This is a genomic window from Pseudomonas sp. 1L-E-NC-VB-C3, from assembly GCF_057291535.1.
In genome coordinates, this window is the sequence record NZ_JBXAWD010000003.1 from 290,300 (window position 1) to 312,995 (window position 22,696).

23 protein-coding genes are annotated in these 22,696 nt (G+C 62.6%); 20 read left to right on the forward strand and 3 right to left on the reverse strand.

What is annotated here, in order from left to right; all coding sequences use genetic code 11:
- The first annotated feature begins 4 nt into the window (after positions 1-4).
- From AC0Z5Z_RS06840 to AC0Z5Z_RS06930, 19 genes are all read left to right on the forward strand, one after another.
- On the forward strand, positions 5-259 hold the full coding sequence (locus AC0Z5Z_RS06840) for an acyl carrier protein (protein ID WP_041477596.1): 255 nt from the start codon (positions 5-7) through the stop codon (positions 257-259).
- Positions 256-801 (forward strand): COG4648 family protein, encoded by a 546-nt coding sequence (locus tag AC0Z5Z_RS06845; protein ID WP_041477595.1) that lies wholly within the window; start codon positions 256-258, stop codon positions 799-801. Before AC0Z5Z_RS06840 ends, AC0Z5Z_RS06845 begins: the two co-directional genes overlap by 4 nt.
- The gene (locus tag AC0Z5Z_RS06850) at positions 798-2,477 is read left to right on the forward strand and encodes an acyl-CoA synthetase family protein (RefSeq protein ID WP_041477594.1); all 1,680 of its coding nucleotides are present in this window, start codon (positions 798-800) and stop codon (positions 2,475-2,477) included. The genes AC0Z5Z_RS06845 and AC0Z5Z_RS06850 overlap by 4 nt, the downstream gene beginning before the upstream one ends.
- Positions 2,470-3,204 (forward strand): glycosyltransferase family 2 protein, encoded by a 735-nt coding sequence (locus AC0Z5Z_RS06855; RefSeq protein ID WP_076565267.1) that lies wholly within the window; start codon positions 2,470-2,472, stop codon positions 3,202-3,204. The genes AC0Z5Z_RS06850 and AC0Z5Z_RS06855 overlap by 8 nt, the downstream gene beginning before the upstream one ends.
- Entirely contained in the window at positions 3,201-4,148 is a 948-nt protein-coding gene (locus tag AC0Z5Z_RS06860) for an LpxL/LpxP family acyltransferase (RefSeq protein WP_315435185.1), read from the forward strand. Before AC0Z5Z_RS06855 ends, AC0Z5Z_RS06860 begins: the two co-directional genes overlap by 4 nt.
- On the forward strand, positions 4,129-5,673 hold the full coding sequence (locus AC0Z5Z_RS06865) for an HAL/PAL/TAL family ammonia-lyase (protein WP_137215151.1): 1,545 nt from the start codon (positions 4,129-4,131) through the stop codon (positions 5,671-5,673). Before AC0Z5Z_RS06860 ends, AC0Z5Z_RS06865 begins: the two co-directional genes overlap by 20 nt.
- Positions 5,666-6,091, forward strand: coding sequence for an acyl-CoA thioesterase (locus AC0Z5Z_RS06870; protein ID WP_485610899.1), 426 nt, complete (start codon positions 5,666-5,668; stop codon positions 6,089-6,091). The genes AC0Z5Z_RS06865 and AC0Z5Z_RS06870 overlap by 8 nt, the downstream gene beginning before the upstream one ends.
- Positions 6,088-6,690, forward strand: a complete 603-nt coding sequence (locus AC0Z5Z_RS06875; RefSeq protein ID WP_485610900.1) for an outer membrane lipoprotein carrier protein LolA — start codon at positions 6,088-6,090, stop codon at positions 6,688-6,690. Before AC0Z5Z_RS06870 ends, AC0Z5Z_RS06875 begins: the two co-directional genes overlap by 4 nt.
- Positions 6,674-9,004: an MMPL family transporter gene (locus tag AC0Z5Z_RS06880; RefSeq protein ID WP_485610901.1), complete on the forward strand. Its 2,331-nt coding sequence runs from the start codon at positions 6,674-6,676 to the stop codon at positions 9,002-9,004. The genes AC0Z5Z_RS06875 and AC0Z5Z_RS06880 overlap by 17 nt, the downstream gene beginning before the upstream one ends.
- A complete protein-coding gene (locus AC0Z5Z_RS06885) occupies positions 9,001-10,164 on the forward strand; it encodes a cation:proton antiporter (RefSeq protein ID WP_056787377.1) in 1,164 nt (387 codons plus the stop codon). The genes AC0Z5Z_RS06880 and AC0Z5Z_RS06885 overlap by 4 nt, the downstream gene beginning before the upstream one ends.
- Positions 10,151-11,398 (forward strand): NAD(P)/FAD-dependent oxidoreductase, encoded by a 1,248-nt coding sequence (locus tag AC0Z5Z_RS06890; RefSeq protein ID WP_353188805.1) that lies wholly within the window; start codon positions 10,151-10,153, stop codon positions 11,396-11,398. Before AC0Z5Z_RS06885 ends, AC0Z5Z_RS06890 begins: the two co-directional genes overlap by 14 nt.
- A complete protein-coding gene (locus tag AC0Z5Z_RS06895; protein WP_125925750.1) occupies positions 11,395-12,120 on the forward strand; it encodes a class I SAM-dependent methyltransferase in 726 nt (241 codons plus the stop codon). The genes AC0Z5Z_RS06890 and AC0Z5Z_RS06895 overlap by 4 nt, the downstream gene beginning before the upstream one ends.
- The gene (locus AC0Z5Z_RS06900) at positions 12,120-12,731 is read left to right on the forward strand and encodes a hypothetical protein (RefSeq protein WP_485610902.1); all 612 of its coding nucleotides are present in this window, start codon (positions 12,120-12,122) and stop codon (positions 12,729-12,731) included. Before AC0Z5Z_RS06895 ends, AC0Z5Z_RS06900 begins: the two co-directional genes overlap by 1 nt.
- Positions 12,728-13,924, forward strand: a complete 1,197-nt coding sequence (locus AC0Z5Z_RS06905; RefSeq protein ID WP_485610903.1) for a beta-ketoacyl-[acyl-carrier-protein] synthase family protein — start codon at positions 12,728-12,730, stop codon at positions 13,922-13,924. The genes AC0Z5Z_RS06900 and AC0Z5Z_RS06905 overlap by 4 nt, the downstream gene beginning before the upstream one ends.
- On the forward strand, positions 13,921-14,385 hold the full coding sequence (locus tag AC0Z5Z_RS06910; protein ID WP_056787367.1) for a hotdog family protein: 465 nt from the start codon (positions 13,921-13,923) through the stop codon (positions 14,383-14,385). The genes AC0Z5Z_RS06905 and AC0Z5Z_RS06910 overlap by 4 nt, the downstream gene beginning before the upstream one ends.
- Positions 14,378-15,106: a 3-oxoacyl-ACP reductase FabG gene (gene fabG, locus AC0Z5Z_RS06915; protein WP_041477582.1), complete on the forward strand. Its 729-nt coding sequence runs from the start codon at positions 14,378-14,380 to the stop codon at positions 15,104-15,106. The genes AC0Z5Z_RS06910 and fabG overlap by 8 nt, the downstream gene beginning before the upstream one ends.
- On the forward strand, positions 15,106-16,332 hold the full coding sequence (locus tag AC0Z5Z_RS06920) for a beta-ketoacyl-ACP synthase (RefSeq protein WP_252868660.1): 1,227 nt from the start codon (positions 15,106-15,108) through the stop codon (positions 16,330-16,332). The genes fabG and AC0Z5Z_RS06920 overlap by 1 nt, the downstream gene beginning before the upstream one ends.
- Positions 16,333-16,361: 29 nt before the next feature.
- Positions 16,362-16,805, forward strand: coding sequence for an excinuclease (locus AC0Z5Z_RS06925; RefSeq protein ID WP_095181023.1), 444 nt, complete (start codon positions 16,362-16,364; stop codon positions 16,803-16,805).
- A gap of 133 nt (positions 16,806-16,938) precedes the next feature.
- Positions 16,939-17,376: a hypothetical protein gene (locus tag AC0Z5Z_RS06930; RefSeq protein WP_024011278.1), complete on the forward strand. Its 438-nt coding sequence runs from the start codon at positions 16,939-16,941 to the stop codon at positions 17,374-17,376.
- 103 nt (positions 17,377-17,479) lie between these two features.
- Here AC0Z5Z_RS06930 and AC0Z5Z_RS06935 read toward each other — a convergent pair whose 3' ends face one another.
- Positions 17,480-18,382, reverse strand: a complete 903-nt coding sequence (locus tag AC0Z5Z_RS06935; RefSeq protein WP_056787362.1) for a LysR family transcriptional regulator — start codon at positions 18,380-18,382, stop codon at positions 17,480-17,482.
- Between the two features lie 118 nt (positions 18,383-18,500).
- Here AC0Z5Z_RS06935 and AC0Z5Z_RS06940 point away from each other — a divergent pair, with 118 nt between their 5' ends.
- Entirely contained in the window at positions 18,501-19,775 is a 1,275-nt protein-coding gene (locus AC0Z5Z_RS06940; protein ID WP_485610904.1) for an MFS transporter, read from the forward strand.
- 177 nt (positions 19,776-19,952) lie between these two features.
- On the opposite strand, the gene hemE is transcribed toward AC0Z5Z_RS06940, so the two are convergent.
- Complete coding sequence (gene hemE / locus AC0Z5Z_RS06945) at positions 19,953-21,020, reverse strand: uroporphyrinogen decarboxylase (protein ID WP_056787355.1); 1,068 nt, start codon at positions 21,018-21,020, stop codon at positions 19,953-19,955.
- A 251-nt stretch (positions 21,021-21,271) separates the two neighbouring features.
- Positions 21,272-22,690 carry an FAD-dependent oxidoreductase gene (locus AC0Z5Z_RS06950; RefSeq protein WP_007909438.1) on the reverse strand — a complete coding sequence of 473 codons (1,419 nt, stop codon included), beginning with the start codon at positions 22,688-22,690 and terminating at the stop codon, positions 21,272-21,274.
- Between the last annotated feature and the right edge of the window lie 6 nt (positions 22,691-22,696).

Below are 22,696 nucleotides of genomic sequence, written 5' to 3' on the forward strand. Positions count from 1 at the left end.
GACCATGCAAACTCGTGACGATATTTTCAACACCCTGCGCGATGCCCTGGTCGAGCTGTTCGAACTGGATCCGGCCCGTGTAAGCATGGAAGCCAATCTGTATCAGGATCTGGAAATCGACAGCATCGACGCCGTCGACCTGATCGATCACATCAAACGCCAGACCGGCAAGAAAATCGCCGCCGAAGAGTTCAAATCGGTGCGCACCGTCGGTGACGTGGTCGAGGCGGTGTTCCGTCTGGTTCAACCGGCCGCATGAGCCGACTGATCGGCCTGGGCCTGCTGCTGGCCGGTCTGCTGTACCCCTTTGCGGTGTATTTCGGCATGGAGCATTTCGCCCCGTGGCAATTTGCGCTGCTGTTGGGCAGCCTGTGGCTGGCGCGAGCCCTGACCGGCGAACGCAAGCCGGGCAGCCTGTGGATGGCGTGCGTGGCGATGGTTTTCTGCCTGCTGCTCGCGGTGTTCGACAGCCCGCAGCTGCTGCGCTGGTACCCGGTGCTGATCAGCGCATTCATGCTGGTGCTGTTCGGCGCAAGCCTGAAATTCGGCCCGCCGATGGTCGAGCGTCTGGCGCGCTTGCGTGAGCCGGAGCTGCCGCAGGTTGCCATTCGCTACACGCGCAAGGTCACGCTGGCCTGGAGCGTGTTTTTCTTCTGCAACGGTTTGTGCGCCGCCCTCCTCACCCTGTGGGCGCCGCTGGATTGGTGGATGTTGTACACCGGCCTGATCTCCTACGGATTGATCGGCCTGATGTTTGCCATTGAATGGCTGATACGACAACGGGTAAGAGGCCGTACATGAATTGGATAAAACTTGAGCAGCTGTTGCTCAAGGCACTGCCGGCACGGGCGATCTGCCAGGCGCCGGCACTCGATCACACGCAACTGCGAGCGCAGGCCCTGAGCGTCGCCGCGGGTCTGCAAAGCCAAGGCGTGAAAAGGCTGGCCGTGCATCTGGAAGATGCCGCCGACCTCGCCATCGCCCTGCTCGGCGCGTGGCGTGCCGGCGTCAGCGTGTTGCTGCCGGCGGATCTGCAAGCGCAGACGCGTCAGCGCTGGTCGCAGGAAGTCGATCTATGGCTGACCGATCAATCAGGCGATGCACAGCTGGACGACTTCACTCAGCCCGAACTGCCCGGTGCACAACTGGATCTCGATCAATGCCGCCTGAGCCTGTGCACTTCCGGCTCTAGCGGCGAGCCCAAGCGCATCGACAAGACCCTGCGCCAATTGGCCAACGAGGTCGAAGCGCTGGAACAGTTGTGGGGCGCAGACCTCGGTGAAGCCTGCATCATCGGCAGTGTCGCCACGCAACACATCTATGGCCTGCTGTTTCGCGTGTTGTGGCCATTGTGCGCCGGGCGCCCGTTCGTGCGCCGGCAACTGGCGTTCTCCGAAGACTTGCAGCGCGCCAGCCGCGAATACCCGGCCTTCGCCTGGGTCGCCAGCCCGGCGCTGCTCAAGCGCATGGGCGACAACCTCGACTGGCCGGCCCTGAGCGCGGTGCGCCGGGTGTTTTCCTCCGGGGGCGCGTTGCCGTCGGAAGCGGCGCAAAGTCTGCAACAGCGCTTGCAGCAATGGCCGACGGAAATCCTCGGCAGCTCGGAAACCGGCGGCATCGCCTGGCGTCAGGGCGATTCGTTGTGGCGGCCGTTTGCTGGCGTCGAACTGAGCCAGGACAGCGACGGCGCCCTGCTGATCGCCTCGCCTTACCTGCCTGCCGGCCATGTCGAACACAGCGCCGATGCCGCGCGCATTGCCGCCGATGGTCGCTTCGAACTGCTGGGGCGACTGGACCGCATCGTCAAACTGGAAGAAAAACGCATCTCGCTGCCGATGCTCGAGCAGGCCTTGGCAGCCCATGACTGGGTCGTCGAAGCGCGCCTCGGTGTGGTCCAGGAAAACCGCGCCTCGCTCGGTGCGCTGCTGGTGCTCAGCGAATCGGGCCTGTTCGCCCTGCGCGAGCACGGTCGCCGCGACCTGACCGAAACCCTGCGCAAACATCTGAGCCAACATTGCGAAGCCCTCGCCCTGCCCCGACGCTGGCGCCTGCTGCGGCAGATGCCATTGAACAGCCAGGGCAAACTGGCGCAAGCCGACGTCGAAGCATTGCTGCTGGCCGCGCGACCCAAAGCCCCCGAAGTGCTGGAGCAAAGCGCAAGCGACGGCGAGTGGAGCCTGCAACTCAGCGTGCCGCCGGACCTGGCCTACTTCAGCGGGCACTTTCCCAAGGCGCCGGTGTTGCCCGGGGTGGTGCAGGTGGAGTGGGCGCTGAATCTGGGTCGGCAGTTGCTGAAGCTGGACGGCGCGTTTGCCGGAATGGAAGTGCTGAAATTCCAGCAACTGGTGCGCCCGGGTGATGAAATCCAGCTGCATCTGCGTTTCGATGCCGAGCGCGGCAAGTTGTATTTCGCTTATCGCAACGACACGGCGACCTGTTCCAGCGGACGCATTCTCCTGGGGCCTGCCCATGCATAACCCCTGCGCCGTAATCCCGGTGTACAACCACGAAACCGCGATCACCACCGTGGTCGATGCCCTGCTTGCACAAGGTCTGCCGTGCATTCTGGTGGACGATGCCAGCGAGCCGTCCTGCGCGCGGGTGCTCGACGCCCTGGCCGAGCGCGACAGGGTTTTTCTGGTGCGCCTGACGGCCAATCAGGGCAAGGGCGGCGCGGTGATGACCGGTCTGCGTGAAGCCTCGCGTCTGGGTTACAGCCATGCCTTGCAGGTCGATGCCGACGGCCAGCACGATTTGCACGACGTCGCGCGCTTCGTCGGCGAATCCCGCGCCCATCCCGAGGCGATGATCTGTGGCTATCCGCTGTTCGACGAGAGCGTGCCGAAAGGGCGTTTGTACGCACGCTACCTGACCCACGTGATGGTCTGGATCAACACCCTGTCGTTGCAGATTCGCGATTCGATGTGCGGCTTCCGTGTTTATCCGCTGGCGCCGACTCTGGCCGTGATCGACTCGGCGAAGGTCGGCAAGCGCATGGATTTCGACTCGGACATTCTTGTGCGGCTGGCCTGGCGCAATCAGCCGATGCGCTGGCTGCAGACCAGCGTGCATTACCCGCTGGACGGCGTGTCGCACTTCCGCCTGTTCCACGACAACGCGCTGATTTCCAGCATGCACACGCGGCTGTTCTTCGGCATGTTGCTGCGTTGGCCGGTGATCCTCTGGCGGCGGTGGAAACCATGAGCGAAGAAGTCGACAAGAAGCACTGGGCCGACCGCGAAGAGCGCGGAAGTTTCCTGCTGATGAAATTCACCGCGTTCGCCGCCAAAGTCCTCGGCCGGCGCCTGCTCAGCCCGTTGCTGTACGGCATCGTCCTGTATTTTTTCCTCTTCGGCCGCGTCGCCCGGCGCAGTGCCTGGCAGTACCAGCAGCGGCTGGCTGAGTGGAGCCGGCGCGACGACCTGCGCCCGAGCCACTGGCGGGTGTTTGGCCAGTTCATGACCTTTGCCGATTCGCTGCTCGACAAGCTCGACGTGTGGAACGGCAAGCTGAGCATCGAGCAGATCGAAATCATCGACCCGGCGCTGCTGCGCAAGCAGTTGCGCGGCAGTCGCGGGCAACTGCTGGTCGGCGCGCATCTGGGCAATCTCGAAGTGTGCCGGGCGCTGGCGGAGATCGGCGAAAAGGTCACCATGAACGTGCTGGTGCACACCAAGCACGCCGAGCAATTCAATCGCCTGCTCGGCGAGGCCGGGGCGACCAATCTGCGCCTGATTCAGGTCAGCGAACTCGACCCGGTGATCATGCTGCAACTGCACGAACGGCTGGAACGCGGCGAGTGGCTGGCGATTGCCGGTGACCGCGTGCCGCTGCACGGCGGGCGCAGCGTGACGGTGGACTTTCTCGGCCATCCGGCGCCATTTCCGCAAGGCCCGTGGTTGCTGGCCGGCCTGCTCAAGTGCCCGGTCAACCTGCTGATGTGTCTCAAGCAACCCGACGACCACTATCGCCTGACCCTTGAACCGTTCGCCGAGGCGGTGGTGTGGACACGCCGCGAGCGCGAGCAGGTCATTCATCAGTGGGCCACTCGCTACGCGCAGCGCCTGAGTCACTATTGCCTCGAAGCCCCGCAGCAATGGTTCAACTTTTACCCTTTCTGGAAGACCGATGACGACGCCAACCCATGAGCCGGTAACCTTCGGCGAACGCCCTTTGCGCATCGAAGACGTGCTGGCCCTGGCCAACCGTCAGGCGCCCGTGCAGTTACAGGCTGACGCCGACTATCGCGAGCGCATCGCCAAAGGCGCGCGGTTTCTCGATTCGCTGCTGGACAAGGAAGGCGTGATCTACGGCGTCACCACCGGTTACGGCGATTCCTGCGTGGTCGCGGTGCCGCTGCATCACGTCGAGGCGCTGCCGCGTCATCTCTACACTTTTCATGGTTGCGGCCTGGGCAAACTGCTCGACGCGCAGGCCACTCGCGCGGTGCTGGCAGCGCGTTTGCAGTCGTTGTGTCACGGCGTTTCCGGGGTGCGCGTCGAACTGCTCGAGCGTCTGCATGCGTTTCTCGAATACGACATCCTGCCACTGATTCCCGAAGAAGGCTCGGTGGGTGCCAGCGGCGATCTGACGCCGTTGTCCTATGTCGCCGCAACCCTGTCCGGCGAGCGTGAAGTGATGTTCCGTGGCGAACGTCGTCAGGCTGCCGACGTGCATCGCGAGCTCGGCTGGACACCGCTGGTGCTGCGCCCGAAAGAGGCGCTGGCGCTGATGAACGGCACAGCGGTGATGACCGGCCTCGCCTGCCTGGCTTTCGCTCGCGCCGATTACCTGCTGCAACTGGCCACGCGCATCACCGCGCTCAACGTCGTCGCGCTGCAAGGCAACCCGGAGCACTTCGACGAACGCCTGTTCGCCGCCAAACCGCACCCGGGGCAGATGCAGGTCGCCGCGTGGCTGCGCAAGGATCTGGCGATCGACGCGCCGACCGCGCCACTGCATCGTCTGCAGGATCGTTATTCGCTGCGTTGCGCGCCGCATGTGCTCGGCGTGCTGGCCGACAGCCTGAACTGGCTGCGCGGCTTCATCGAAACCGAGCTGAACAGCGCCAACGACAACCCGATCATCGATGCCGAAGCCGAGCGCGTTCTGCATGGCGGGCACTTCTACGGCGGGCACATTGCGTTCGCTATGGACAGCCTGAAAAACCTCGTGGCCAACGTCGCCGATCTGCTCGATCGGCAATTGGCGTTGCTGGTCGACGAGCGCTACAACCACGGCTTGCCAAGCAACCTCTCCGGCGCGCCAGCCGATCGGGCCATGATCAATCACGGCTTCAAAGCGGTGCAGATCGGCACCAGCGCCTGGACCGCCGAAGCACTGAAAAACACCATGCCGGCCAGCGTGTTCTCGCGCTCCACCGAGTGCCACAACCAGGACAAGGTGAGCATGGGCACCATCGCCGCCCGTGATGCGATTCGCGTGCTGGAGCTGACCGAACAGGTCGCCGCCGCCACGCTGCTCGCCGCCAATCAGGGCGTGTGGCTGCGCGCTCAAGCCGCCGATGCGCGCCCGCTGCCGCCGGCACTGGCAGCGATGCACGAAGAGCTGGGCAAGGACTTCCCGCCGGTCATCGAAGACCGCGCCCTGGAAGGCGAACTGCGCCTGTGCCTGCAACGCATCGCCGCGCAACACTGGAGGCTGCATGCGTAGTGCCGGAGTGCTTCACGCCGATACCGAGATTCTCGTGCCGTTTTTCGACGTCGACACCATGCACGTGGTCTGGCACGGCCATTACGTCAAATACCTCGAAGTGGCGCGCTGCGCGTTGCTGGACAAGATCGGCCACAACTACACGCACATGGTCGAGTCGGGTTACGCCTGGCCGATCATCGATCTGCAATTGCGCTACGTGCGCAGCGCGGTGTTCGGCCAACGGCTGAACGTGCGCGCCAGCCTGATCGAGTGGGAAAACCGTCTGAAGATCAATTACCTGATCAGCGACCTGCAGACCGGCGAGCGCCTGACCCGCGCAAGCTCTGTGCAAGTCGCTGTGGAAGTCAGCCGCCGCGAGATGCAACTGGCCTCACCAAAAGTCTTCACCGATGCCGTGGAAAGGATGCTGCGATGAATGTGTTTTTCAGAAGCCTCGGCGCGTTGGCGCTGCTGGCCGTGTCGTCATGGGCCTATGCCTTCGACCTGCAACAACTCAGTGAACAACTGGCGAAACCGGATGTTATCCACGGCCAGTTCACTCAGGAAAAACACCTGCGCGCCCTGCCGCAGCCGCTGATCAGCAAGGGCAGCTTCGTCCTCGCGAAAAATCATGGCCTGCTGTGGCTGTTGAAAACTCCGCTGCAACAGGATTACCGCATCACCGCCAATGGCATCGCCCGCCGTGACACCAATGGCTGGCAACTCCTGCCGAACAAGAGCGCCGGTGCCGAGCAGAACCGTTTGTTCCTCGCCGTGCTGCAAGGTGACAGCAGCGGTTTGCAGCGCGATTTCGAACTGGCCCTGAGCGGCACGGCGCAGCAGTGGCAACTGACCCTGACGCCGCGTTCGATGCTGCTCAAGCAAGTGTTCCAGCAGATCAATATCGATGGCGGCGCCCTTGTGCAAACCATCGAGCTGCTGGAAACCCAAGGCGACAGCACCCTGCTGCGCATGCAGGACAGCACGGCCGAGCAACCCTTGAGCGAAGCGGAGCAACATGACTTTGCCGAGTGAACGCAAGCTGCCCTGGCTGTTTCTGAGCCTGCTGCTGGCCGTCGTCGCGCTGGCTGCCTGGCAGTGGCGCGACGGTGCGCCGCTGTCGGCCAATCTCATGGAGCTGGTACCCGGGACCAATCCAGACGCGCTGGAGTTGCGCGCCGAACAGCGCATGCAAGAACCGCTCAATCGCGAAATGCTGGTGCTGGTCGGCCACGCCGATCGCCAGCAAGCGCTGACCATGGCCCAACAACTGGGCGAACAATGGCAGGCCAGCGGTCTGTTCGAAACCGTGCAGTGGAACCTGCAAGCCGACTTGCCGGCGCTGCGCAAGCAATTGCTGCAAGGACGCCTTGCGATGCTCTCGGCGGATGATCGGCAGCTACTCAGCAAGCACCCCGACGCGTTCATCCAGCAGCGGGTGCAGGCGCTGTTCGATCCGTTCAGCGGCTTTACCCTGGTGCCGAGCCAGGACGACTGGCTGGGCCTGACCGGACGCATCCAGAACAGCCAGCCGAAACATGGCGCAGTGCAACTGGACATTGGCAGCGGCGCACTGGTCGCCGATGCCGACGGCAAGAGCTGGGTGATGTTGCGTGCGCGCACCACCGGCAATGCCTTCGACATGAACCTGCCGTTGCAAGTGGCAGAGCTACTCAAGCACAGCCGCGAACAGGCGGCGAAAGGCGACGTGCAGTTGCTCGCCGCCAGTGGCCTGCTCTACGCCGCCAACGGCCAGCAACAAGCCACCCGGGAGATGACCTGGGTCGGCGGTGGTGCGACGGTCGGCATTCTGCTGTTGCTGCTGTTGGCGTTTCGCCGCTGGGGCGTGCTGCTGGCATTTGTTCCGGTGCTGGTCGGCATGCTGTTCGGCGCGGTGGCCTGCGTGGCGCTGTTCGGCCACATGCATGTGATGACGCTGGTGCTCGGTTCGAGTCTGATCGGCGTCGCCGTCGATTACCCGCTGCACTATCTGTCCAAGAGCTGGAGCCTCAAGCCGTGGCGCAGTTGGCCGGCCCTGCGCCTGACGTTGCCGGGGCTGACCCTGAGCCTGATCACCAGCGTTATCGGTTATCTGGCCTTGGCCTGGACTCCGTTCCCGGCATTGACGCAGATCGCGGTGTTCTCTGCGGCCGGTTTGCTCGGCGCCTATCTGTCGGCGGTCTGCCTGCTGCCGGCGCTGCTGAAAAATGTCGAACTGCGCCCGGCGCAATGGCCGCTGCGTCTGGCCGAGCGCCTGATTCATCTGCGTGAGGCGTTGCTCGGTTGCATACGCACGCCCGCGCTGCTGGCCCTGCTGATCGCCTTCTGCGTCGGCGGACTGATGCAGTTGCAGAGCAAAAACGACATTCGCCAATGGGTTGGCGCGCCGCAGCATCTGACCGACGAAGCGCAGACCATCGCGCGCATCACCGGTTTTCAACCGACCAGCCAGTTCTTCCTGATCCGCGCTGCCAATCAGGAGCAATTGCTTGAGCGCCAGGCAGCGCTGAGCGAACGGCTGCAGCAACTGGTCAACCTCGACAAACTGCAAGGCTATCTGGCCCTTGATCAACTGGTCAGCGCGCCGAGCCAGCAACAGCAAGTGCGCGAATCACTGAACAAGCTGCCGTCGTTCTGGCAACCGCTGCTCGATCTCGGCGTGCCGGCGGCTGCGTTGCAAAATGAATTGCAGCAGTTGCAGACCCTGCCCGCCGAAGACATCGACGCCGCGCTGGCCGGCCCGCTCGGTGAGCCGTATCGGACACTGTGGCTTGGACCGACTGAAGACGGCGTCGCAGCGATGACCAGTTTGCAGGGCTTGAACAATCCGTCGTTGTTGCGCGTGCAGGCGCTCGATTTGCCGGGAGTGGTGCTGGTCGATCGCCTCGGTGATCTGAACAAGGTGTTCGCCGCCACGCAGATCAGCGCCGCCGAACTGAAACTGGCCTCCTGCGTGTTGATCGTGCTGGTGCTGATGCTGCCGTTCGGCCTGACCGGCGCCCTGCGTATCGTCGCCCTGCCGCTGCTGGCGGCGCTGTGCAGTCTGGCCAGCCTTGGCTGGCTCGGTCAGCCACTGACCCTGTTCAGCCTGTTCGGCCTGTTGCTGGTGACGGCGATCAGCGTCGATTACGCAATCCTCATGCGCGAACAGGTGGGCGGCGCGGCGGTGAGCCTGCTCGGCACCTTGCTCGCCGCCGTCACCACGTGGCTATCGTTCGGCCTGCTGGCGGTGTCCAGCACCCCGGCGGTGAGCAATTTCGGTCTGTCGGTGAGCCTCGGCCTGGCGTTCAGCTTCATGCTCGCGCCGTGGGCCGGGCGCCATGAACCGGTTGCGGAGCCAGCGGCATGATGGTCTTCGGCTTCTGGTTGCTGGCCTTGGCGCTGTTTGCGCTGGCGACTCGTGTCGGCCGTCACTTCGGCCTGATTCCGATCGTCAGTCAGTTGCTGCTGGCGAGCTTCGGTTTGCCGTTGCTGATGTATTTCTGGATCGAGCCGGGCTGGCAGCTCAGCGGCGCACAACTGATCGCCCCGGACTGGCTGAAAGATCTCTACAGCCTGAGCTTCGCCTTGCTGCTCGGGCACATCCTCAGCGATGTCATCGATCTGCGTCTGGATCGCCAGAGCGTAAAAATCGCTGTGCCGAGTTTCGCTGTGCCGTTCGCTTGCGGGCTGGCGGTTGCGTACTGGTTGCTGCCGTCGCAGCCGTGGTTCAACGCATTGGCCATCGGACTGGTCTTCGCGATTACCGCGATCCCGGTGTTGTACCTGTATCTGCGTCATATCGATTACCCGCCCGCTGCCACGCGGCGGCTGGTGCAAACCGCGATCCTTATCGATCTGACCTGCTGGACGCTGTTCGGCCTCGCCCAGGGCAGCCTGCACCTGAGCAGCCTGTTGCTGCCTGTGGCCATGGCCGGCGTGCCGCTGCTTTTGCACCTGCTGCGCGTGCGTCGCCCGCTGACTTACAGCCTCGGCTTCTTCGCGTTGCTGGTGATGGCCGAGCATTACAAACTCAACGCGCTGATTTTCGGCATCGGCTACCTGCTGTGCATGGCGCTGTTGAAAGTGCCGTTGGTGCTGCCGTTGCCGGCGCGCTGGATGAGCCGTTTGCAGACATGGATCGCGATCCCGCTGATCCTCACGTTCGGCATCGTTCAGATCGACGTGCACAGCGCCCTCGCCAGCCTCGACGCCGGGCAATGGGCGGCGCTGCTGCTGTTGCCGATTGCCAGTAAACTGCTGGGCAACTGGCTCGGCCTCGGTTGGGCGGGCGCCTCGTTCGCTGGCGCCAGCCGCTGGCGCGAAAGCGTGCTGCTGAACATTCGCGGCCTGAGCGAAATCGTCTTTCTCAATCTGCTATTGCAACAACAGCTCATCACCCCGGCGCTGTATTTCGCGCTGATGCTGATGGGCCTGATCGCGACGCTACTGCCGGCCCTTATCGGCCTGCATCGCGCGCCCCTGAATCTGAACAGTCCCTTGCCCCGGAGCTCACGTGCCAATCGTTGAAATGGAATCCCGTCAGGTCGTGATCATCGGTGCCGGCCCGTCCGGTGCTATCGCCGCTGCCCTGCTCAAGCGCAAGGGCCACGATGTGCTGGTGCTCGAGCGCCAGCACTTCCCACGCTTCTCCATCGGCGAGAGCCTGCTCAGCCACTGCCTGGATTTCGTCGAAGAAGCCGGTATGCTCGACGCCGTCAACGCCGCCGGGTTCCAGCGCAAGACCGGCGCGGCGTTTGCCTGGGGCGAGCGCTACAGCGCTTTCGATTTTGGCGACACTTTCACCGCCGGCAAGCCGACCACGTTCCAGGTGCAGCGCGCCGACTTCGACAAGTTGCTGGCCGATCAAGCAGCATTGCAAGGTGCGGAAATCCGTTATGGCGATGCGATTGTCAGCGTCGATTTCGATCAGGCGAAACCACAACTCGATGTGCGCCGCGAAGATGGCAGCGAGTATCGCGTCGAAGCCAATTTCGTCCTGGACGCCAGCGGCTACGGCCGCGTGCTGTCGCGCTTGCTCGACCTCGAAGCACCTTCGAATTTCCCGGTGCGTCAGGCCGTGTTCACCCATGTCGAAGATCACATCGACAATCCGGCGTTCGACCGCGAAAAGATCCTCGTCACCACCCATCCCGAGCATCGCGATGTGTGGTTCTGGACCATCCCGTTCAGCAACGGCCGCTGCTCGGTGGGCGTGGTCGCGGCTGAGGAACATTTCCAGGGCCGCGACAGCGACCTCGATGCCTGCCTGCGCAGTTTTATCGCCGAGACGCCAAGCCTCGCCGGGGTTCTGAACAACGCGGTCTGGGACACCCCGGCGCGCACCCTCGGCGGCTATGCGGCCAACGTGAAAACCCTGCACGGCCCGGGCTTTGCGCTGCTGGGCAACGCCGCAGAATTCCTCGACCCGGTGTTCTCCTCCGGCGTGACCATCGCCATGCGTTCGGCGAGCATGGCCGCCGGCGTGCTGCACCGTCAGTTGCAGGGGGAAGCGGTGGACTGGCAAAGCGAATTTGCCGAACCGTTGAAACGCGGCGTCGATACCTTCCGTTGCTACGTCGAAGGCTGGTACGCCGGCACCTTCCAGGACGTGATTTTCTATGAGGACAGCCAGGCGGAGATTCGCCGGATGATCTGCTCGATCCTCGCCGGTTATGCCTGGGACGAGCGCAACCCGTTCGTCAGTGAAGCGCGGCGCCGGCTGAAGATGATTTCCCAACTCTGCGCGCAGGACGCCTCATGAATTACTTGAGCGACAGTTACGTAGAGGAAACCCGCTTCGGTCTTTGGTTCTTGCGCAGCCACACCTGGCAGCACCATGTGCTGCGCGTGGCGATCAATGATCTGCGTGGATTATTCAGTGAGCCGCTGCCGGAACACCCGGTGCTGCTCGACGCCGGTTGCGGTCAGGGCAAGTCCTTCGGCCACCTGCGTCAGACCTTCGCCCCGCAGCGACTGATCGGCGTCGACGCCGACCCGCACAGTTTGCAACTCAGCGCCGAAGAGGCCACCCGCCTGGGCATGCCAGTCGAGTTGATCGGCAGCGATTGCGCCACGCTCAACGTCGCCGATGCCAGCGTCGACCTGCTGTTCTGCCACCAGACCTTCCATCATCTGGTCGAGCAGGAAAAGGCCTTGGCCGAGTTCTATCGCGTGCTCAAGCCAGGCGGCTATCTGCTGTTCGCCGAATCCACCGAGGCTTACATTGATACCTGGGTGATTCGCTGGCTGTTCCGCCATCCGATGCATGTGCAGAAGAGCGCCGCCGGCTACCTGCAGATGATTCGCGAGCAGGGCTTCGAGTTTGCCGAGCGCAATGTGTCCTACCCGTATCTGTGGTGGAGCCGGTCGAAGGATTTTGGTTTGCTGGAGCGGCTGGGGTTGAGCAAACCCAAGCCATTCGGTGAGCGTGAAGAGACGCTGGTGAATGTCGTCGCGCGCAAGCCATTGCAGGAATCTGTCTGATGTACGGCTATCGATCTGAACACCTGAAACCCTGTGGGAGCGAGCCTGCTCGCGAAAGCGGTGTATCAGTCAGCCAAAGTGGCGAATGTCAGATTGCATTCGCGAGCAGGCTCGCTCCCACAGGGTTTGCTGCGTGGCTGGCGATCGTTTTGTCAGCCTTGCTGTTGAGCGCCTGCGCCAGCCAGCCACCGCTACCAGCGGCCAACCCGACGCTGCCTCTGCCGCTGCAACTGCACATTGAGCGCGAGCAAGCCGGGCAGCGTCAGGACTGGCTGCTGGTGATCCAGCGCGAAGGCGCCGGCACGCGTTGGTCGATGATGGATCCGCTGGGCATTCCCCAGGCCCGCCAGCAACTGATCGACGGGCACTGGCAGGCCGACGGTCTGCTGCCGCCGAACCCGGAAGCGCGGGAGTTGTTCGCCGCACTGCTGTTCGCCTTGACGCCTCCTGCCGAGCTGCTGCGCAATTATCCCGACGCCCGACAACAGGCCGATCAGCGTTCACTGCCGGCGCGCTGGAACATCCGCTATTCACAACCGTTGAGCTTCCAATTGAATCTGCCCCAAGGCCCGCACTATCGCGTTTCCCAGTTAGGTGAATCGACGCCATGACCGCTTACCTGAATGCCCTCGGCGTGATCTGCGCCCTGGGCCGCGACAAGTCTGAAGTCGCGCGCAATCTGTTCGCCGGCGACTGTTCGGGGATGCGCCGCGAGTCCGGCTGGGTCGCCGAACGTGAACTGCCTGTGGCTGGCGTACACGGTGAATTGGCGGCGATCCCTGCGGACCTGGTCGAGCACAGCAGTCGCAACAATCAGCTGTTGCTGGAAGCCGCGCTGCAGATTCGAGACGACATCGATCGTGCGATCCAGACCTTCGGCCGCGAGCGCATAGGCGTGGTGCTCGGCACCAGCACCTCAGGCATCGACGAGGCCAGCCGGGGTCTGGCGCATTACATCCGCGAACAGCAATTTCCCCACGAGTACGACTATCGCCAGCAGGAACTCGGCGCCCCGGCGAATTTTCTCGCCGAATGGCTGCAGCTGAGCGGCCCGGCCTACGTGATTTCCACCGCCTGTACCTCCAGCGCCCGCGCGCTGATGAGCGCTCAGCGCCTGCTCGATCTGGGCCTGTGCGACGCGGTACTGTGCGGCGGCGTCGACAGTCTGTGCAAGCTCACGCTGAACGGTTTCTCATCGCTGGAAGCCGTTTCAGATGAGCGCTGCAATCCGTTTTCCGCCAACCGCAAAGGCATCAATATCGGCGAAGCAGCGGTGCTGTTCGTGATGAGCAAACAGCGCGGCGAAGGCCCGGGAATCGCCCTGCTGGGGACGGGCGCCAGCTCGGATGCGCACCATATCTCCGCGCCGGAGCCGAGCGGTCGCGGCGCTCTGCAAGCGATGCAGAAAGCCCTTGGCCGCGCGCATCTGCAAGCCGCGCAAATCAACTACCTGAACCTGCACGGCACCGCGACCCAGCACAACGACGCGATGGAAAGTCTGGCGGTCGCGGCGCTGTTTCCCCAAGGCGTCGCCTGCTCGTCAACCAAGCCGCTGACCGGTCACACCCTCGGCGCTGCCGGCGCGCTGGAAGCGGCGTTCTGCTGGCTGAGCCTGAGTGCCGACAACCCTGAGCAGGCGTTACCGCCGCATATCTGGGACGGCCAGGCCGATCCCGCGCTGCCGCCGCTCAAGTGGGTGACCGCGAGCGAACGCCTGACGTCCATTGCACCGCGCTACCTGATGAGCAACTCGTTTGCCTTCGGCGGCAACAACGTCAGCCTGATTATCGGAGACGCCCCATGAGCCACTGGCCGCTCGCCGAACTGCTGCCGCATGCCGGCGACATGATTCTGATCGACGCGATCGAGCGCTTCGACGATGAGCAGATTTTCACCCGCCTCACGGTCAAGCCCGACGGCCTGTTCAACCTGCCCGACGGCAGCCTGCCGGCGTGGGTCGGCGTCGAGCTGATGGCGCAGAGCGTCGCCGCTTTCGCCGGTTGCCACGCCCGGCAGAAAGGCAATCCGCCGGAGCTGGGCTTTCTCCTCGGCACGCGCAAATTCGAGTGCAACGTCGAAGCCTTTGCGCCTGGCAGCGTGCTGACCATCCACGGCCTGCGCTCACTGGAAGACGACAACGGCATGGGCGTATTCGAATGTCACATCCACGGTGACGGCATTCATGCCAGCGCCCGGCTGAACGTGTTCCGTCCGCCGCATGCCAACCAATATCTGCAACAGACAAAGGAGTCGCACGATGACTGAATCCGTACTGGTCACCGGCTCCAGCCGTGGCATCGGCCGCGCCATTGCCTTGCGTCTGGCGCAAGCCGGGCACGACATCGTCCTGCATTGCCGCAGCGGCATGACCGAAGCCCAAGCGGTGCAGGCCGAAATCGAAGCATTGGGTCGCCGCGCACGCATTCTGCAATTCGACGTCGCCGACCGTGAAACCTGCAAAAGCATTCTCGAGGCCGACGTCGAAAACCATGGCGCCTATTACGGCGTGGTACTCAACGCCGGGCTGACTCGCGACGGCGCGTTTCCGGCGCTGAGCGATGACGATTGGGACGTGGTCCTGCGCACCAACCTCGACGGTTTCTACAACGTCCTGCACCCGGTGATGATGCCGATGATCCGTCGTCGCGCCGCCGGACGCATCGTGTGCATTACTTCGGTTTCGGGCCTGATCGGCAACCGTGGCCAGGTCAACTACAGCGCTTCGAAGGCCGGGGTGATTGGCGCCGCTAAGGCATTGGCGATCGAGCTGGGCAAGCGCAAAATCACCGTTAACTGCGTCGCCCCTGGCCTGATCGACACGGCCATGCTCGACGAAAACGTGCCGGTGGAGGAACTGATGAAAATGATCCCCGCGCAACGCATGGGCACCCCTGAAGAAGTGGCCTCTGCGGTGAATTTCCTGATGTCGGCGGAAGCCTCGTACATCACCCGCCAGGTGCTGGCGGTCAACGGAGGCCTGTGCTGATGAAACGCGTCGTCGTCACCGGCATGGCCGGCATCACCTCTCTGGGCAGCGACTGGCCGACCATTGCCGGCAATTTCGCGGCCAATCGCAGCGGCATTCGCCGGATGGACGAGTGGGATCGCTTCACTGAACTCAACACACGTCTGGCCGGGCCTATCGATGATTTTCTCGTACCGTCGCACTGGACCCGCAAGCAGTTGCGCAGCATGGGCCGGGTTTCGCGACTGGCGGTCGGCGCAGCAGAAAAGGCTCTGGCCGATGCTGGCCTGCTCGGTGACGAATCGATCAAGGACGGGCGCATGGGCGTCGCTTGTGGTTCATCTACCGGTAGCACTGACGAGATCAAAGCCTTCGGCAACATGCTGCTCAACTCGGTGGCCGAGGGGCTCAACGCCAACTCCTATGTGCGGATGATGCCGCACACCACCGCTGCCAATATCAGCATTTTCTTCGGCCTCACCGGCCGCCTGATCCCCACCTCCAGCGCCTGCACCAGCGGCAGCCAGGGCATCGGCTACGCCTACGAGGCAATCAAGTTCGGCCGCCTGCCATTGATGCTCGCCGGCGGCGCCGAAGAGCTGTGCCCGACTGAAGCCATGGTGTTCGACGCGCTCTACGCCACCAGCCTGAAAAATGATGCACCACAGACCAGCCCACGCCCGTACGACAAGGGCCGCGACGGTCTGGTGATCGGCGAAGGCGGCGGCATGCTGGTGCTTGAAGAGCTGGGACACGCCCTCGCCCGTGGCGCGCACATTCACGCGGAAATCGTCGGTTTCGGCAGCAACGCCGACGGCCAGCACACGACCCGCCCGGAACAGGTCACCATGCGCCGCGCCATGGAGCTGGCCCTGGAAGATGCCGGCCTCCGCCCCGACGCCATCGGCTATGTGAATGGCCACGGCACCGCGACCGAGCAGGGCGACATCGCCGAAACCCTGGCCACCAGCAGCCTGTTCGGCGAACACATGCCGATCAGCTCGCAGAAGAGTTTTCTCGGCCACACCCTCGGTGCCTGCGGTGCGCTGGAGTCATGGTTCAGCATCGAGATGCTCAACAGCGACCGCTATGTGCACACCTTCAACCTCGACGAGGTCGACCCGCACTGCGGCAAGCTCGATTACCTGCGCGGCGAGTTTCGTCAGATGCACCACGATTACGTGATGAACAACAACTTCGCTTTCGGTGGCGTCAACACTTCGTTGATCTTCCGCCGCTGGGCATAACCGAATCAATCCAGGTCAAGGAGACCTACATGCACTTCAAGAAATTCGCCGCCGTTACCCTGCTGCTCTGCGCCCTGCCAGCGGTCAGCCAGGCCCGCGACACGGCGGTCTACCTGCCATTCGACAAAGCCGTCGCCGAAGCCACCCGCTCCGGCAAGATCGATGGCAGCGTGAAATTCTATCTGGCCGGCAACACCCCGGCCGGTAAAGTCACCGTGGTCAGCGCCGACGCCGTGACCAACAAGAAAACCAACGCCTTCAACAAGTCCGACGAAGTCGCCTGCGAATGGGTTGCCCAATCGGCAATCATCAGCCTGCACCAGGCCGCGAAAAACGCCGGCGCCAACGCCGTGACCAACATCGTCAGCTTCTACAAGCGCAACGAGCGCAAGGACGCGCAAACCTACGAATGCCACGCCGGCGCGATCATGGCGGGCGTTGCGTTGAAGGGTGATCTGGCGAAGGTTCAGTAAGCGCCAGAAATGACAAAGGGCGCCGTTTGGCGCCCTTTTTTTGCGCTGATTGAACAGCATCTACACTCGCTGATGCAGGTCGCAGCACCGTAACCTGCCCTCGCAGTCTCTTTCACCGTCAAAGGAGATGACCATGCAAGTGAAAGCCCTGATGGCCGCTGCGCTTATCGCCCTGCTGCCAAGTGCCAGCCATGCCACCAACCTCATGTACATGCCTTTCGAAACCGTGCTGTCGGACGCGATTCGCGCCGGGCGACTGGACGGCAGTGTGAAGTTCTACCTGATCGGCAACGGGCCGCAGGGCACTCAGCAGTTGCTGCGCCAAGGGGTGGTCAGTGATTTGAAAACCAACGGCTTCAACAAGAGCGATCAGGCTTCGTGTGAATGGGTGTTGCAGTCGAATCTGATCAAATTGCAGGCTGATGCCAAGCGGGTCGGGGCGAATGCGGTTGTGAATATCGTCAGTTACTACGACCAGCATGTGCGCAAGGATTTGAATACCTACGAGTGCAGGGCAGGAGTTTTTGTTACCCGGGTGGCTTTGAAGGGGGATTTGGTGCGGTTGCCCTGAAATCTGTGATGTTTGGGCCGACGCCTTCGCGAGCAGGCTCGCTCCCACCTTGGAATGCGTTTCCCTGTGGGAGCGAGCCTGCTCGCGAAAGCGCCAGCCGCCTTCACACCGTCAGCGGTTCAACCTTGCGCGTCAGCAGTTCGACAAACGCCTTGGCCATCGGCGATTTCTGGTCTTTGCGCTGCACCAGCCACACCGCCGAAATCGCTTCGGGATCGAGCAGCGGACGGTAGACCACGCCGTCGATGCGCATGCGTTGGTAGGACGCTGGCAGCACCGATACACCCAAGCCCGCCGCCACCAGACCAATAATGGTCATCGCCTCACCAGCCTCTTGAGCGAAGTGCGGGCTGAAGCCGGCGTCACGGGCCAAGTTTAGCAGTTGCGCATAGAGCCCGCTGCCATAGCTGCGCGGGAAAAATACGAACGGTTCCAGCGCCAGCGCCGATAGAAACAGACCTTCATCGCTACTTTGGGCCAGTGGATGCTTGGAACTGAGCACCGCCACCAATGGCTCGCGCATCAACTCCACAACACTCAGTGAATCTGGCAATCCCAGCGGGCGCATGATGCCGACTTCGATCGACTCGTCCACCAGAGCATCGGCGACCATGGTGCTGCTCATTTCGCGCAAATTCAGATGCACCGCCGGAAAGCGCTGACGAAAGGAAAAAATCGCCTGCGGAATGGTCGAGTTGAACGGCGCCGACGAAGTGAAACCAATCTTCAACTCACCCAGCTCACCAAGTTGCGCACGCCGGGCAACATCCGCGGCCTTGTCGACCTGCGCCAGCACCAGCCGCGCCTCCTGCAGAAACAGCCTGCCCGCTTCACTCAACTCGACCCGACGATTGGTGCGCTCGAACAAGCGCGCGCCGAGCTGTTGCTCCAGCGCCTGAATCTGTTGGCTCAGTGGTGGCTGGGAGATGCCCAGCACCTGTGCGGCCCGGCCGAAATGCAGTTCTTCGGCGACTGCGATGAAGTAACGCAGATGACGCAGTTCCATAGGATTTCCATTAGGTCGCTGAAGCTATCAAAAAGGTCGAACAATATATTGGATAGAAACATTAGCCAGCTATATGATTTTTTCATTGCCTGCCCGGCTGTGCTTTCCGAGGTCTGAAGTGAAAACTGCTGTCGCGCCCCTTGCCCACGAAGTCCCGCCCGCTGCCGGCGACGATACCCTCGCCGAGCTGCAGGAGATCTACATCGAAAAAGGCACGCCGGCATTCATGCTCACGGTGCTGGCGCTGTTCTGTGGCGGCTTTGCGACGTTTGCCCTGCTCTACTGCGTACAACCGATGATGCCGCTGCTGTCCCACGAATACGGGATCAACGCGGCGCAGAGCAGTCTGATCCTCTCGGTGGCAACCGGCATGTTGGCCTTCGGCCTGCTGATCACCGGGCCGATCTCCGACCGCATCGGCCGTAAACCGGTGATGGTCGCGGCATTGTTCGCTGCCGCGCTATGCACCATCGCCAGTTCGATGATGCCGAGCTGGCACGGCGTGCTGATCATGCGCGCATTGATCGGCCTGTCATTGAGCGGTCTGGCAGCGGTGGCGATGACCTATCTGAGCGAAGAAATCCATCCTCAACACATCGGCCTGGCGATGGGTTTATACATCGGCGGCAACGCGATCGGCGGGATGAGCGGACGCTTGATAACTGGCGTGCTGATCGACTTCGTCAGCTGGCACACGGCGATGCTGGTGATCGGCGGTCTGGCGCTGGTCGCGGCGGCGGTGTTCTGGAAGATCCTCCCGGAGTCGCGCAACTTCCGCGCCCGCTCGCTGCACCCGCGCAGCCTGCTCGACGGCTTCACCATGCACTTTCGCGACGCCGGCCTGCCGCTGCTGTTTCTTGAAGCGTTCGTGCTGATGGGCGCGTTTGTCACGCTGTTCAACTACATCGGCTACCGCTTGCTGGCTGCGCCGTACAACCTCGATCAGGTATTTGTCGGATTGCTCTCGGTGGTCTACCTGTCGGGGATCTACAGCTCGGCGAAGATCGGTTCGCTGGCGGACAAACTGGGGCGGCGCAAAGTGCTCTGGGCGACGATTGCGCTGATGTTCGCCGGGCTCGCGCTGACGATGTTCACGCCGCTGTTGCTGGTCATCATCGGCATGCTGGTGTTCACCTTCGGCTTCTTCGCCGCGCACTCGGTGGCGAGCAGCTGGATCGGCCGGCGCGCGTTGACGGCCAAGGGTCAGGCGTCGTCGCTGTATCTGTTCAGTTATTACGCCGGGTCGAGCATTGCCGGGACGGCGGGCGGGGTGTTCTGGCATCTGGGCGGGTGGAACGGCATCGGCCTGTTTATTGGCGCTTTGTTGCTGATTGCCCTTCTGGTGGCGTTGAAGCTGGCGAAGTTGCCGCCGTTGCAGGGTGTCAAAGCCTGACATAAAACCCTGTGGGAGCGAGCCTGCTCGCGAATGCACTGTGTCAGGCAACATCAGTGTTGAATGACACACCCCTTTCGCGAGCAGGCTCGCTCCCACAGTTGATTTGGGTACGACATTAGATCGTGCAAAAGAAAACGCCCGGCACTTGGCCGGGCGTTTTTTATTGGGCGCTGATCACTCGTGATACTGCGCCGACAGCTCATGCACCGCACGCAGGAATGCGCCGGCATGTTCCGGATCGACTTCCGGGGTGATGCCATGACCAAGGTTGAACACGTGGCCGCTGCCCTTGCCGTAGCTGGCCAGAATGCGCCCGACTTCAGTGCGGATCGCTTCCGGTTTGGCGTAGAGCACGGTCGGGTCCATGTTGCCTTGCAGCGCGACCTTGTCGCCGACACGGGCACGGGCGTTGCCGATGTCGCAGGTCCAGTCCAGGCCGAGGGCGTCGGCGCCGGCTTCGGCGATGCTTTCCAGCCACAGGCCGCCGTTCTTGGTGAACAGAATCACCGGCACTTTGCGGCCGTCGTTCTCGCGGATCAGGCCGCTGACGATTTTCTTCATGTAAGCCAGGGAGAATTCCTGATACGCCGCCGCCGACAGGTTGCCGCCCCAGGTATCGAAGATCTGCACCGCTTGCGCACCCGCCATGATCTGGCCGTTGAGGTACGAAGTCACCGACTGCGCCAATTTGTCGAGCAGCAGGTGCATGGCTTGCGGGTTGTCGTAGAGCATCGCCTTGGTCTTGCGGAAGTCTTTCGAGGAGCCGCCTTCAACCATGTAAGTCGCGAGGGTCCACGGACTGCCGGAGAAACCGATCAACGGCACGCGACCGTTGAGTTCGCGACGGATGGTGCTGACCGCATCCATCACGTAGCCGAGGTCTTTGTGCGGATCCGGGATCGGCAACGCTTCGATGTCGGCCATCGTGCTGACGACTTTTTTGAAGCGCGGACCTTCACCGGTCTCGAAGTACAGGCCCTGGCCCATGGCATCGGGAATGGTGAGGATGTCGGAAAACAGGATCGCCGCGTCCAGTTGCGGGTAGCGGTCGAGCGGTTGCAGGGTGACTTCGCAGGCGAATTGCGGATTCATGCACAGGCTCATGAAGTCGCCGGCATGCGCGCGGCTGGCGCGGTACTCCGGCAGGTAGCGACCGGCCTGGCGCATCATCCACACAGGGGTGACGTCAACGGGTTGCTTGAGCAGGGCGCGGAGGAAACGGTCGTTCTTCAGGGCAGTCATGTCGGCATCCGGAAAAAAAGTGCGGGCATTTTCTCAGAGCGCGAGGCAAAAGGCACGGATGTGGGTCAGCCTTTTGTCTATCGGGTCAATTTGTCGCGCTGGAATGCGCTATCAGCAACACCGAGAAACAACTGTGGGAGCGAGCCTGCTCGCGAAGAGGGCTTCACATTCAACATCTCTGTTGACTGATCCACCGCTTTCGCGAGCAGGCTCGCTCCCACAATTAATCCCATTCCAATTTTGGAAAGTGATCAGACACCCAGGTAATCGAGGATCCCTTCAGCCGCATTGCGCCCTTCAAAGATCGCCGTCACCACCAGGTCGGAACCGCGCACCATGTCGCCACCGGCGAAGATTTTCGGGTTGCTGGTCTGGTGCTTGTACTGACCTTGCTCGGGCGCAACAACGCGGCCCTGGCTGTCGGTCTGGATCTCGAACTGTTCGAACCACGGCGCCGGGCTCGGGCGGAAGCCGAAGGCGATGACCACGGCATCGGCCGGGATGATCTCTTCGGAACCCGGGATCGGCTCGGGGCTGCGACGGCCACGGGCATCCGGTTCGCCGAGACGGGTCTCGACCACCTTCACGCCTTCGACCTTGTCTTCACCGACGATGGCGATCGGCTGGCGGTTGTAGAGGAATTTCACGCCTTCTTCCTTGGCGTTCTTCACCTCTTTGCGCGAGCCGGGCATGTTCGCTTCGTCACGACGATAGGCACAGGTCACCGACTTGGCGCCCTGACGGATGGACGTGCGGTTGCAGTCCATCGCCGTGTCGCCGCCGCCGAGTACCACGACCTTCTTGCCTTTCATGTCGACGAAATCTTCCGGCGACTTTTCAAAGCCCAGGTTGCGGTTGACGTTGGCGATGAGGAAATCCAGCGCGTCATAAACGCCCGGCAGATCCTCCCCGGCAAAACCGCCCTTCATGTAGGTGTAGGTGCCCATGCCCATGAACACCGCGTCGTATTCGGCGAGCAGTTGTTCCATGGTCACGTCTTTACCGACTTCGGTGTTGAGACGGAACTCGATGCCCATGCCGGTGAAGACTTCGCGACGATTGCTCAGCACGGTCTTTTCCAGCTTGAACTCGGGGATGCCGAAGGTCAGCAGGCCACCGATTTCCGGGTTCTTGTCGAACACCACCGGGGTTACGCCGCCACGCACCAGCACGTCGGCGCAACCCAGACCCGCCGGGCCTGCGCCGATGATCGCGACACGTTTGCCGGTCGGCTTGACCTTGGACATGTCCGGGCGCCAGCCCATGGCGAACGCGGTGTCGGTGATGTACTTCTCGACCGAACCGATGGTCACCGCGCCGAAGCCGTCGTTGAGGGTGCAGGCGCCCTCGCACAGACGATCCTGCGGGCACACCCGGCCGCAGACTTCCGGCAGGGTATTGGTCTGGTGCGACAACTCGGCGGCCTGAAGAATGTTGCCCTCGGCGACCAATTTGAGCCAGTTGGGAATGAAGTTGTGCACCGGGCACTTCCATTCGCAATACGGGTTGCCGCAACCCAGGCAGCGGTGGGCCTGATCGGCCGACTGCTGGGGTTTGAACGGTTCGTAGATTTCAACGAACTCTTTCTTGCGTTGACGCAACAGTTTCTTCTTCGGATCCTTGCGCCCGACATCGATGAACTGGAAGTCGTTATTCAGACGTTCAGCCATTGTTAA